The 13,096-nt window shown below is 37.6% G+C and carries 13 protein-coding genes; 12 read left to right on the top strand and 1 reads right to left on the bottom strand.

What is annotated here, in order from left to right:
• Positions 1 to 319: 319 nt before the first annotated feature.
• From NST77_RS18830 to NST77_RS18815, 4 genes are all read left to right on the top strand, one after another.
• Positions 320 to 937 (top strand): thymidine kinase, encoded by a 618-nt coding sequence (locus NST77_RS18830; RefSeq protein WP_047940757.1) that lies wholly within the window; start codon positions 320 to 322, stop codon positions 935 to 937.
• 251 nt (positions 938 to 1,188) lie between these two features.
• A complete protein-coding gene (locus NST77_RS18825; protein WP_095329562.1) occupies positions 1,189 to 1,575 on the top strand; it encodes a MerR family transcriptional regulator in 387 nt (128 codons plus the stop codon).
• A 39-nt stretch (positions 1,576 to 1,614) separates the two neighbouring features.
• A complete protein-coding gene (locus tag NST77_RS18820) occupies positions 1,615 to 2,928 on the top strand; it encodes a hemolysin family protein (protein ID WP_095329563.1) in 1,314 nt (437 codons plus the stop codon).
• A gap of 60 nt (positions 2,929 to 2,988) precedes the next feature.
• Positions 2,989 to 4,050: a hemolysin family protein gene (locus NST77_RS18815; protein WP_095329564.1), complete on the top strand. Its 1,062-nt coding sequence runs from the start codon at positions 2,989 to 2,991 to the stop codon at positions 4,048 to 4,050.
• 115 nt (positions 4,051 to 4,165) lie between these two features.
• Here the strand turns inward: NST77_RS18815 and NST77_RS18810 are convergent, their stop codons facing one another.
• Complete coding sequence (locus tag NST77_RS18810; RefSeq protein ID WP_171510170.1) at positions 4,166 to 5,053, bottom strand: STAS domain-containing protein; 888 nt, start codon at positions 5,051 to 5,053, stop codon at positions 4,166 to 4,168.
• 174 nt (positions 5,054 to 5,227) lie between these two features.
• Between NST77_RS18810 and prfA the strand changes: the two genes are divergently transcribed.
• The 8 genes from prfA (at position 5,228) to NST77_RS18770 (ending at position 13,093) form a co-directional block, all read left to right on the top strand.
• Positions 5,228 to 6,301 (top strand): peptide chain release factor 1, encoded by a 1,074-nt coding sequence (gene prfA, locus NST77_RS18805; RefSeq protein ID WP_095329566.1) that lies wholly within the window; start codon positions 5,228 to 5,230, stop codon positions 6,299 to 6,301.
• Positions 6,294 to 7,157 (top strand): peptide chain release factor N(5)-glutamine methyltransferase, encoded by an 864-nt coding sequence (prmC, locus tag NST77_RS18800; protein WP_123258492.1) that lies wholly within the window; start codon positions 6,294 to 6,296, stop codon positions 7,155 to 7,157. The genes prfA and prmC overlap by 8 nt, the downstream gene beginning before the upstream one ends.
• Before the next feature lie 336 nt (positions 7,158 to 7,493).
• Entirely contained in the window at positions 7,494 to 8,198 is a 705-nt protein-coding gene (spoIIR, locus tag NST77_RS18795; protein ID WP_095329568.1) for a stage II sporulation protein R, read from the top strand.
• 211 nt (positions 8,199 to 8,409) lie between these two features.
• On the top strand, positions 8,410 to 9,339 hold the full coding sequence (locus NST77_RS18790) for a metal ABC transporter solute-binding protein, Zn/Mn family (protein ID WP_095329569.1): 930 nt from the start codon (positions 8,410 to 8,412) through the stop codon (positions 9,337 to 9,339).
• A gap of 2 nt (positions 9,340 to 9,341) precedes the next feature.
• Positions 9,342 to 10,076: a metal ABC transporter ATP-binding protein gene (locus NST77_RS18785; RefSeq protein ID WP_095329570.1), complete on the top strand. Its 735-nt coding sequence runs from the start codon at positions 9,342 to 9,344 to the stop codon at positions 10,074 to 10,076.
• On the top strand, positions 10,076 to 10,984 hold the full coding sequence (locus NST77_RS18780; protein ID WP_095329571.1) for a metal ABC transporter permease: 909 nt from the start codon (positions 10,076 to 10,078) through the stop codon (positions 10,982 to 10,984). The genes NST77_RS18785 and NST77_RS18780 overlap by 1 nt, the downstream gene beginning before the upstream one ends.
• Positions 10,984 to 11,877: a metal ABC transporter permease gene (locus tag NST77_RS18775; RefSeq protein WP_095329572.1), complete on the top strand. Its 894-nt coding sequence runs from the start codon at positions 10,984 to 10,986 to the stop codon at positions 11,875 to 11,877. Before NST77_RS18780 ends, NST77_RS18775 begins: the two co-directional genes overlap by 1 nt.
• A gap of 301 nt (positions 11,878 to 12,178) precedes the next feature.
• A complete protein-coding gene (locus NST77_RS18770) occupies positions 12,179 to 13,093 on the top strand; it encodes a proline dehydrogenase family protein (RefSeq protein WP_171510169.1) in 915 nt (304 codons plus the stop codon).
• Positions 13,094 to 13,096: the final 3 nt, after the last annotated feature.

The following is a 13,096-nucleotide window of genomic DNA, read 5'->3' as shown; positions in this document are numbered from 1 at the left end:
GGAATATCAAGAACAGGCAAGAAGTTACTTCTCCTTGCCTGTTTTTTATTTGGACTGATAGTAGGATTTTTAAGAATGAAAGTCATAATATAACTTTTATTCTTAAGTATCTTATGTTATTTTTCTTCTATTTTTCACTCGAGATGCTAGTGAAAAAATGATATTTGAAGTGAATCTATTATTTCCATTAGCATGGATAGCTGTTAAAGTATGTAAGAGAGAATATGAATAGTGATTTTCATATCTTGACTATTAATTAGAAAAATATAAATAGAGTAATGGAAGAGACAAGTTGTTTTATCTAGGAAGGAGCGGTTTCATGTATGTAATGAAACATCATGGATGGGTAGAAGTTATTTGCGGAAGTATGTTTTCAGGAAAATCAGAAGAACTCATCCGCCGTGTAAGAAGAGCGCAATTTGCTAAGCAGAAGTTTATAGTGTTTAAACCAAGTATCGATAATCGCTATAGTGAAAAATCTGTCGTTTCCCATAATGGAACTGCAACTAATGCGATTCCTATTAGTAAATCAGCCGACATTTTTGAATATGTTACTTCCGATATAGAGATAGTTGCAATAGATGAAGTGCAGTTTTTTGATGATGAAATTATTGGAGTTATACAACATTTAGCAAATAGTGGCCATCGAGTGATTTGTGCCGGTTTAGATCAGGACTTTAGAGGCGAGCCATTTGGAAAAATGCCAGAATTAATGGCGATCGCAGAATTAGTGACGAAGCTTCAGGCGGTTTGTGCCGTTTGCGGTTCTCCAGCAAGCAGAACACAAAGGTTGATTAATGGTGCCCCAGCTAACTACGAAGATCCTGTAATTTTAGTAGGTGCTTCTGAATCTTATGAACCAAGATGCCGCCATCATCATGAAGTACCTAGAAGTACAGAGAAAGCAAATAAAGATAATACCTCAACGGCTTTATAAGAAAAAGCTCTTGTTAGGAATGGTTGGTCCTTCTTAACGGGAGCTTTTTTTTATTGTTTATAAAAAAGCTCGAAAAGCCGTACAAAACCGTAGAATTGATAAAACTCATGGAAGTCATTCGCTATACTTAGTTAAATTCAGTAACAACGTGAATGATAAACCATAACGTAATACTGTACGGATTTTTTTTTTCATGTTACTATATAATTAACTTATAAACAGAAAGGGGTTTTTTCATTGGGAAGGCGTTATTGCGTATTGGCCAAGTGGCGAAATTAAGTGGATTATCTACAAGAACGATTGATTATTATACAAGTAATAAATTGCTTCCGGTGACGCGATCTGATTCCAATTATCGCCTGTATTCCGAAGATGTTCTCTATACATTGGAACGAATAAAACTTTTGAAAAAACAACGTATGTCGATTGGAGAAATACGAAATGTTATTCATTCAATGGAAGACCAAGAAATTGAACCAATAATGGATGAGGTACAGGACGAAATTGCCTGTTTGCATAAAAAACTGGCCTCTTTGGAAGAACGATTGAAAGATGCGCCGCAGGAAGAGAAAAAGAAAGTGTATCGTACACTTGAAACAAAATTATTAGACGTAATGAAATTACTGTCTTTAATGTAACCATTCCTGGAGGTGAATCCCTCGAAACGAGGGAAATAATTGGACATAATAACGATAATCAATTTATTTTTACTGGTGCTATTATTAGCGCTAACAGCTTTCTTTGTTGGTGCTGAATTTGCTGTTGTTAAAATTCGTATGTCAAGAATTGATCAGTTAATAGCAGAAGGAAATAAGAAGGCCATTATGGCGAAGAAAGTAGCAAGTGAGTTAGATTACTATCTTTCTGCCTGTCAATTAGGTATTACCGTAACAGCGCTTGGTCTTGGTGCTTTAGGAAAACCGGCAATTGAGCAACTATTGTATCCAATCTTTAATTTACTGAATGCTTCTCCCTCTGTTGCTTCAGTTGCTTCCTATGCTATTGCTTTTGCATTGGTAACTTTCTTGCATGTGGTGGTAGGAGAAATGGCTCCGAAAACACTTGCTATTCAATTCGCTGAGAAATTAACCTTGTTGCTGGCACCGCCATTATATTGGTTTGGTAAGGTAATGAAACCTTTTATATGGGCATTGAATGGTTCGGCACAAGTAGTACTTCGTTTAATGGGGATTAAACCTGCTAAGCACGAACAGGCTTATTCTGAAGAAGAATTGAAAATAGTAATGACACAGAGCTATCAAGGTGGAGAAATTGATCAAACAGAGCTTGAGTATATGGAAAATGTATTCTCCTTTGATGAAAGAGTAGCGAAGGATATTATGGTTCCTAGAACAGAGTTGGTAACACTAAATAAAGATATGTCTTATGAAGAGATTGTAAAAGTCTTGGATGAGCATAATTATACGCGTTATCCTGTAACAGAGGATGGAGATAAAGATCATATTATTGGTGTCGTGAATGTAAAGAAAATGCTAACACAGATGGCTTGGGGAAGAAATCGTCAATTAGACGAATTCGTTCGCGACCTTCCTGTTGTGTTAGAAGTAACAAGATTGCAGGATGCTCTGTTAAAAATGCAGCAGGAGCGAGTGCATATGTTATTGGTTATTGATGAGTATGGTGGTACCTCTGGTATATTGGCAATGGAAGATATACTAGAGGAACTTGTTGGAGAAATCCGTGATGAGTTTGATGCAGATGAAGTGGCGGACATCCGGGAGTCAGGGAAAGATAAATATTTCATTAATGGCCGTGTATTGCTAGATGAACTAGAAGAACGTTTTGGTATTCCATTTGAAGAAAGGGAAGAACTTGATACTATTGCCGGTTGGATTCAATATCAGCTATTAGATACAGCGAAAATTGGGGATCAAGTAGAACAAGGGGACCGGTTATGGACAGTGACCGATATGGATAATTATCAAATCAAAGAGGTTAGCCTTATACAAAACGCTTTTAAAACAATCTAGATGTCAAAACTGCTTTATCGATAACTCATGGAGGTGAATCCCTTTAAAAGAGGGAAATAATTGGACAGTATAATACTATTGAATTTGTTTTTAGTAGCAGTATTTATTATGTTAACGGCGTTTTTCGTTGGGGCGGAATTTGCTATTTTAAAAGTAAGAACGTCACGATTGGATCAGCTTATTGCCGAGGGGAATAAAAAGGCAATTACTGCAAAGAAAGTAGCGCATGACCTGGATTATTATTTATCTGCCTGTCAGCTTGGAATTACCATTACGGCATTGGTTTTAGGAGCATTAGGAGAACCGACAGTAGAAAAAATTCTTCATCCTTTATTTGAGAGGTTTGATGTGCCTAATGCTTTATCAACAGTACTCTCCTATGCAATTGCTTTATCTGTTGTTTCTTTTTTACATGTTGTAGTCGGAGAATTAGCTCCAAAGACATTGGCTATTCAATATGCTGAAAAAATGACGTTGATGCTTGCTCCTGGTTTATATTGGTTTGGGCGGATTACAAAGCCGATTATCCATGCTTTAAATGGATCATCAAGAGCGATCCTCGGTTGGTTTGGTATCAAACCAACTGGACATGAAATAGCCCATTCGGAAGAGGAATTAAAGTTGATTGTGACTCAAAGTTACGAGAGTGGCGAAATCAATCAAACAGAATTAGCTTATTTAAAGAATATTTTTGCTTTCGATAATCGAATTCTCAAAGAAATTATGATTCCGAGAGAACAAATTGTAAATGTAGAAATAGAAATGTCACTGGAAGAGATGCTGACAGTCTTGGATAAACAAGAATACACTCGTTATCCTGTTACAAAGAATGGTACAAAGCTAGTAGGGTATGTAAATACAAAAGAGATGCTAACAAATGTGGTAGCGGGAAGAGAAACAAAAATGGAAGAATTTATTCATGAGATGCCTATTTTTCTTCAAACGTCGCCTATTAAAAATGTTCTTCTTAAAATGCAGCAAGAGAGAGTGCATATGGCTCTAGTGAAAAATGAAAGAGGCGTAATTGTAGGTCTTGTTACAATGGAGGATATTCTAGAAGAAATTGTTGGCGAGATACGTGATGAATTTGTAGGAGAAGAGATTCTGAATAAAGGATTCTAATTTCGAATTTACTAGTTCAATAGAAAAAGAGTAAAAACTCTGCTAAATCATTTATTGTTACGCAGGAAATCAATTTCCTGAGTGGTGTAAACAATTTAGCGGAGTTTTTTATGGTTTATGCTTTGCGAAAAGGCAGTGCATTTATGCTGGAGGCTGCGACTTCTAAAGATTTTCCCTGTAAAGATAGCGCTTGTTTGAGCGTACTAAATGTGGAAACCTTTCCTAATTTAATTCCCAAGGCAGCAATCATTTGAGCAGTATCAGGACTGAGTCCAGAAATAGTAGACTCGATACCAATAAAAGAAAGTATTTTTGTTAGTTTCATTAACTCATGCAAAACCATTGTATCAATGGAAGAAATACCTGATAAATCAATGAACAAATGCTCAATGCCTTCCTCTTTGCAGCGTACAGGAACGGTTTCTAATATTAGTTTTGCCCGTAGGCTATCAATGTCACCGATTAGGGGAAGAACACCAATCGATTCAGTAATTGGGATAACAGGAACACTTAATTGTTGGATAAGCTCCTCCTGCGAGTGGATTTTTTCTTTTGTAAAAGCATGATACATACTGGTAAATTGATTTGTCAATTGATCAAAAGTAGATTGATATTTAGAGCTCCATTGTAAAACTAAGGCTGTTGAAACCTCTTTATGCTCCAGGATAAACTGTTCAATTGTATTCCATATTGCTTTTCTGGTGATGCTCAATGCCTCTAATACTTCATGAACTGGCGTTGCTAGCTCTACCCTGCTTTTAGCAACCTCATTTGCCCATACTTCTAGGTTATTAGCAAAGATGCTTTCATCCTCTAGAAATGCACTGATGACAGTCTGGATGGTAAAAGTATGCTGTTTTTTTAGCAATTTTTCAACAGCAGGGGAGGAGTTTTTTGAATAAATAGAGCCTGGTTCTCCATCTTTAATAGCAAACCAAGTTTTCGTAATAGAGGGTGCCTTGTCCATCACATATTCATAAATGGAATGGTTTGTTAGGGACATAGTTCATTTCCTCTCTTTTTAGTGTTATATCTATTATAATAGATAATAAAAAAATTGGCTTTACATTCTTCTGTTTATTTAACTAATACGCTATTTTTCATAAGAATTGGTTTTGACGAGGAAAATAGCCTATAATATAATGAGTACGTTATGGATAAAAACGAGGTGAATAGTGTGTTTGATCGTCTTCAAGCTGTAGAGGATCGTTATGACAAGCTTAATGAATTATTAAGTGATCCTGAAATTGTGAATGATACAAAAAAACTGCGTGACTATTCGAAAGAACAATCGGATATTCAAGAAACAGTAGAAGTTTATCGTGAATATAAAGAAGTAAAAGAACAGCATTTAGAAGCTAAAGCAATGCTGGAAGAAAAGCTAGACCCTGAAATGCGTGAAATGGTAAAAGAGGAATTGGATGAAACGGCTGCACGTATTGAAGAGCTAGAAGCACGTTTAAAAATATTATTAATTCCTAAAGATCCTAATGACGATAAAAACGTTATTATGGAAATAAGAGGTGCTGCTGGAGGGGATGAAGCTGCTTTATTTGCAGGAGATCTTTTCCGTATGTACAGCCGTTTTGCGGAGGCGCAAGGATGGAAGATGGAAGTCATTGATGCGAGCTCAACGGGTGTTGGCGGCTACAAAGAAATCATCTTTATGATTAACGGAAAAGGGGCATACAGCAAATTAAAGTTTGAAAATGGGGCCCACCGTGTACAACGTGTGCCGGAAACGGAATCTGGCGGACGTATCCATACGTCTACTGCAACAGTTGCTTGTTTGCCTGAAGCAGAAGAAGTAGAGATTGAAATCCATGAAAAAGATATACGCGTAGATACATTTGCTTCTAGTGGTCCTGGAGGGCAAAGTGTTAATACAACGATGTCTGCTGTCCGTTTAACGCATCTTCCAACAGGTACAGTCGTTTCCTGTCAGGATGAAAAATCACAGATAAAAAATAAAGAAAAAGCAATGAAAGTATTACGTGCGCGTGTTTATGATAAATTCCAGCAAGAAGCACAAGCAGAATATGATCAACAACGTAAATCTGCAGTTGGAACAGGGGATCGCTCTGAACGTATTCGTACGTATAATTTCCCGCAAAACCGTGTGACTGACCATCGTATCGGATTAACTATTCAAAAGTTAGACCAGATTCTTCAAGGGAAAATGGATGATATAATCGATGCCCTCATTTTTGAAGAACAATCTAGTCGTTTGGAAAGTGCTTCTGATGTGTAAGGTATTCGAGGCCCTCAAATGGGCTTCTTCTTATTTAAAGGAGCATAATAGAGAAGAATATGCAGCGGAGTTATTATTAAGGCATTCTTTACAAGTGAGTAGATCTGAATTGCTTATAAAATTTCGTGAAGACATAGATGAAGAACAATTTAAGGATTTCCAAAAGTTAGTCTCCTTACATGCTGAAGGACAACCAGTCCAATATATTATTGGTCAAGAAGACTTTTATGGCAGAGCTTTTAAGGTGAATAAGGAAGTGCTCATTCCTCGACCAGAAACGGAAGAGCTTGTACAATCCGCACTTACGCGGATAGATAGACTGTTTGGAGAAGGTGCGGACTTAAAGCTAATAGATGTGGGGACAGGAAGTGGTGCAATTGCTGTGACTATGAAGTTAGAATGTCCATCCTTGCAGGTGATAGCTAGTGATCTTTATGAAGTTTCTTTAGCTGTTGCAAAGCAGAATGCTGCGAATTTAGGGGCAGAGCCAATAGATTTTGTACAAGGAGATTTATTACAGCCTTTTATTGCTCAAGGGAAGAGCTTTGATGTTGTACTATCCAATCCTCCCTATATACCAGAAAGGGATGTTGTGACGATGTCTGACGTTGTAACTGAGCACGAGCCGCATAGAGCACTGTTCGCTGGAGAGGATGGACTCCTTTTATATAAAAGGCTATGTGAAGAACTACCTCAAGTCGTCAAGGAAAAAGCTATTATCGGCTTCGAAGTAGGCGCAGGCCAGAGCGATGCTGTTGCAAAGCTTTTAGAAGCCGCCTTCCCTCAGGCAAAAGTAGAAGTTCAATATGATATCAATGGCAAAGATCGCATGGTATTTGCAGAAGTGGGCTTTTGATTTGTGGGATGCTGGCAGTAGAAAAGGCATATGCTATACACGGTTATACGGTGTATAGCATATGCCTTTTTTATTTGGGGATGAGCCGTTGTTAAAGAAAGAGAGGTTGAGTCGCAAGAAAGAGGGGTGGAATTGCAAGTAGAAGTGTGAAAATCGTAAGAAAGAGAGAGGAGGTCGCAAGTAAAAGTGTGGGAATCGCAAGAAAAAGCAGCAGAACCGCAAGATAAATGAGGGCAAATTCCAAATCTACAAAAATTACTCTAAAAAAATGAAATTTACTAGTTTAAGATTCTATTAATCTGCCCACACTGTGTTAGTGAAGGGGCGGTGCTAAAGATGAAAAATAAACCGATGGCAACTATTTATTTATTTGTACTTATTTTATCTACAATGATGAGTTTATATATTCCCAAAAATGAAGTGACAGCTAATAATGAAGTAATTATTCCAAACGATGCGATTCGTCTAAGAATATTAGCGAATAGTGATAAGGAAGATGATCAGGAGTTAAAAAGAAAAGTAAGAGATGCTGTAAATGAGGAAATTACAAACTGGGTTTCCGAATTAACTTCTAAAGAAGTGGCTAAAGACTTATTGAAGGAAAAGTTACCAGAGATTCAACAGATTGCAGAAAGAGTAGTAGAAGATGAAAATGCCAACCAAGCCGTAAATGTTACGTTTGATAAAGTAGATTTTCCAACAAAGCTTTATGGGGAGTTCTTATATCCAGCTGGTCAATATGATGCCATTCTAATTACTTTAGGAGAAGGTGAAGGGGCCAATTGGTGGTGTGTTCTTTTCCCACCATTATGCTTCTTGGATTTCTCTAATGGAGTTGCGGTAAGTGATGGATTTGAGGAAGGGGAAGCTGAGAAGAAAGAAGGAAAGGCAGATAAACCAGATAAACCAGCAAAGGAAGAAAAGAAAGAACAAACTAAAGCGGAAGAGAAACAAGATCCTGTATTTGTAGAAGGAGAAAAAGAAGAGGAAGTAGAAGTGAAATTCTTTCTTGTGGAGTTATGGGAGAAGATATTTGGATAACAAAATAGTTTTTAAGAGAGATGCTGTTAATAAAGGCATCTTTTTTATTGAATGTTAGTAAAGTTACTTAAAAAAATTTACCTAATTATGATTAAATCATTGACATTTTTCGGATAGTTAAGTATTTTGTATATAAACATAAAAGTTTCCTTGAGGAAACAAATTGTCCAATGGGTATATTTGTTGCGATAAAGAAAAGGAGGAATAAATAATGTGGAAATTGATACTAACAGGATTGCTAATGTCGTTTGTTTTTCTAACAGGATGTTCAGCTGAATCAACGGGATCTAAAGAAGATGGTAAGCTTACGATTGTTACTACAATTGCGCAAATTGCAGAGCCTATGTCGGTTATTGGCGGCGACAAAGTAGAGGTGCAAAGCTTAATGGGACCTGGAGTGGATCCACATTTGTATACAGCGACACAAGGAGATATCCAGAAAATGGATGGGGCGGATATCGTTTTTTATAGCGGGTTGCATCTAGAGGCCAACATGGTAAAGGTTTTTGCAGAAATCAGCAAAACAAAACCAGTTCTTGCGATCGGGGATGTTATTGCAGAGGAGAAGCTTTTGAAGGATGAAGAAGGAGCGATTGATCCCCATATTTGGTTTGATGTTGATTTGTGGAAAGAGGCACTTGATGCTGCAACGACCGAGTTAAAGAAAGCATCACCTGATAATAGTGACTATTTTGAACAAAATAAACAGGAATATTTTGCGAAATTAGATTCGTTAAAAGAAGAAGCAAAAACACAAATGGAATCATTGCCTGAAGATAAGCGGGTATTAGTTACAGCACATGATGCATTTGGTTATTTTGGAAGAATGCTAGATATAGAGGTTGTTGGTTTACAAGGTTTAAGTACGGAAGCTGAAATTGGGTTGTCGGATATAGAGGATACTATTGCATTACTAGTAGAGCATCAAGTTCCAGCAGTTTTTGTTGAAAGCAGCATTAACCCAGCCTCCGTCAATGCGGTTGTGGAAGGAGCAAAAAAACAAGGGCTTGATATAGAACTTGGAGGAGAATTATTCTCTGATGCTATGGGCGATGCGAAATCGAAAGAAGGAACATATATCGGGATGTATGAACATAATGTTGCAACCATCTATCAAGCATTGAGCAGAGGAGTGGAATAAAGATGGAAACAATACTTACAGTGGAAAATGTGTCCGCTGCTTATCGAAAAAATGAAGTGTTATCTGATGTTAGTTTTCAAGTGGAGAAGGGAACTCTGACGAGTATCGTCGGACCAAATGGGGCTGGAAAATCCACTTTGTTAAAAGTAATATTAGAGCTTCACCATGCTATTAGTGGAGAGGTGAATTTTTTCGGTGAAACCTATCAAACAGCAAAATCGAGAATTGGGTATGTGCCCCAGCGTGGTTCGGTAGACTGGGACTTTCCAACAAATGCTCTCGATGTAGTTACAATGGGCTTATATGGGAAAATAGGGTTGCTCAAGTGGCCGAAGAAAGAGCATAAACAAAAGGCGATGGCAGCTTTAAAAGAAATGAAGATGGAAGACTATGCAGATCGTCAAATTAGTCAGTTATCAGGTGGCCAGCAGCAGCGCGTGTTTCTTGCGCGCGCGCTTGCGCAAGATGCTGATCTATACTTCTTAGATGAACCGCTTGCCGGAGTAGATGCGACAACGGAAAAGGCGATTATGGAAACCTTAAAGATGCTGAAGGAGCGAGGTAAAACAGTCATGGTCGTCCACCATGATTTGCAGACAGTTGAAGAATATTTTGACCATGTTCTCTTATTAAATAAAACGGTCATTGCCCATGGTCCTACAAGTGAGACTTTTACAAAAGAAAATATTAGGAAAGCGTATGGTGGTACATTGCACTGGATGGGAGAGAAGAGATAATGTTTAGTATTCTATCTTATAATGCGCAATCTGTATTATTCAGTACGTTCTTATTAGGAATGGCAGCAGGTGTTATTGGAAGCTTCGCTTATTGGAAGAGACAAAGTTTAATGAGTGATGCTCTTTCTCATGCTGCGTTACCAGGAGTGGTATTAGGGTTTATACTACTGGGAGAAAAAAATCTCTTTGTTATGATAATTGGAGCAGCGATTACCGCTTTATTAGGTGCATTTCTTATTCAGTGGATCAGAAGCTCCAGTCGTGTGAAAGAAGATGCAGCCATGGGAATTGTGTTATCTGTTTTCTTCGGCTTAGGGATTATGCTGTTATCATTTGCTAATCGAATGCCTGGCGGTAATCAGAGCGGGCTGGATAGTTTTATATTTGGGCAAGCGGCATCCATGGTATCAAGAGATGTCTGGACTATGATGATGGTGGCTATTATTGTACTTTTCTTAACAGTAATTCTTTTTAAAGAGTGGAAAATCTTTTTGTTCGACCCAAGCTTTGCAAAAGGAATAGGTATATCCATAACTGGGATGAATGCACTCTACATGGCAATTCTTGTTTTAGTTATTGTGGTTGGTATTCAAGCGGTCGGCGTCATATTAATGGCAGCCTTATTAATAATTCCAAGTGTAAGTGCTAGATATTGGACAGAATCCTTTAAAGTGATGGTGATTCTTTCCGCCTTGTTTGGAGGAGCCTCCGGAATGATGGGGACATTTTTAAGCACAATTGGAAAAGGATGGCCAACTGGTCCGTTTATCGTAGTAACCGCAGCTGCTATTTTCTTTATCTCCTTATTTTTAGGAAGTAAAAAAGGATTGGCTGTTGTCTTTTTTCAACAGAAAAGACAAAGGAAGGGCATGGAGTTAGTAAAAATGACGAGGGAGGTAGAACAATAATGAGCTATACTGGTTGGATATTGTTGACTGCCTCATTAGTAGGACTAAGTTGTGGTTTAATTGGCGTTTTGTTGATTTTAAGAAGAATGGCAATGATGGCTGATGCTATTAGTCATACCGTGTTATTGGGGATAGTGTGTGCTTATTTAATAACACGAGAATTAACAGGAATTCATATGTTAATTGGAGCGGTTATTGCTGGACTTGTTACTGCGGTTGTCATTCAGTGGCTGCATACACACGGAGTTCAGCAAGAAGCTTCGATTGGAATTGTCTTTACTACACTATTTGCGATAGGGGTCATTTTAATTGCAACAAAAGTAGGTAATGCTCATTTAGATGTGAAACATACGTTGATGGGGGAAATTACTTTCATTCCATGGGAAAGAGTAGAAGTTCCGATTTTAGGAAGGGTTCCAGAGGCAGTAGTATTACTAAGCGCCGTGCTATTTGTAGTTCTATTGGTCATTATAGCATTCTATAAAGAATGGAAAATTACTTCATTTGATCCAGCACTTGCAGCAAGTCTGGGCATTCCTGTTATCTTTATGCATTATTTATTTATGTCTTTAGTATCCTTAACAACAGTGGCTGCTTTTGATGCTGTCGGTGCCATTATGGTAGTAGCGATGCTTATTACTCCAGCGGCCGCCGCTTATTTATGGACAGATCGATTATCCTTTCTTTTTCTGTTAAGCAGTGGGTTTGGGATTCTAGCGGCGTTTATTGGCTATTATATGGCGGTATGGTTAGATACCTCTATTTCAGGGGCGATGGCTTTTTCTACAGGCATCATTTTTATGATAAGCTTCCTTTGCTCTCCTAAATATGGAGTATTAGCAAAAAGAATGACAAGAAGAAAACACAACGCGAGAACATACAAAATTAGTTAAGAGATTGTCTATGAAGTACGCTTTTAAAAGAGGGGTTAGAACCTTCTTTTAAAAGCGTACTAGTCAGACAGTCTTTTTTATGTGATCGTCAGCCTCATTAATCACTTCTTATACTCTCCCCTCTAAATTTTAAGCCGTAATCAAAAGAAAAAATTATGCGCTTCCAGTATTTTAATAATAAAAATTAATCAGAAAATTATAGATTTCAAAGCTGATATTATTGTATAATCGAAATATGAATTATACACAAATGTACAGTGTTTAAATTTTAAACAAAAGTGTTCAAAAGGGGAGCTTGATAATGGAAGTTGCATTGAGAAATATGTTTCAGTCATTAGCTAAGAATAAGTCCGCCAATAAACTAGCTCGCAAATATGGTTTACGCTTTGGAGCGAAACGATTCGTTTCTGGTGAAACGATAGCAGAAGCAATTTCAAAAGTCAGCGAATTAAACAAATCTGGTAGAGTGGTTACGCTTGATCATTTAGGAGAGTTTGTCTACACGAAAGAAGAAGCCGATGAATCAACGAGAATGTCTTTAAAAACACTAGATGAGATTCATGCATCTGGCGTTCACTCCCATTTATCAGTCAAAATGACATCACTGGGGTTGGATATTGATAAGGATTTATGCTTGAATAACATGCGGAAAATTGTTTCTAGAGCCAGCCAATACGGAAACTTTGTCCGCATTGATATGGAAGACTACGCTCATTGCCAAGTAACCATTGATATTTATGAAGAGCTCCGCAAGGAATATGATAATGTTGGTTTGGTCATTCAAGCCTATTTGTATCGAACAGAAGAAGATATGAAACGTTTGAATGAATTAAATGCAAATCTGCGTTTGGTAAAGGGAGCTTATAAAGAGCCACCGGATGTTGCCTTTCCAGAGAAAAAGGATGTAGACGAAAATTACAAAAAAATTATTGAAATGCATATGCTGAATGGAAACTACACAGCTGTTGCCAGCCATGATGAAAAAATAATCCAATTCACTAAAGAGCTTGCCGCAAATCAGGGGATTGCTAAAGACAAGTTTGAATTTCAAATGCTGTATGGAATATGTGAGGATTTGCAAAATAAGCTAGTGAAAGAAGGGTACAAAGTAAGAGTGTATGTGCCATACGGAAAAGATTGGTTCGGCTATTTTATGAGAAGATTGGCAGAAAGACCAGCAAACGTTTGGTTTATTTTGAAAAACTTATTTAAGTAAGTC

Source organism: Niallia sp. FSL W8-0177 (assembly GCF_038006285.1).
Classification (GTDB): Bacteria; Bacillota; Bacilli; order Bacillales; family Cytobacillaceae; genus Niallia; species Niallia circulans_A.
This window is presented reverse-complemented; position numbering and strand designations above follow the sequence as displayed.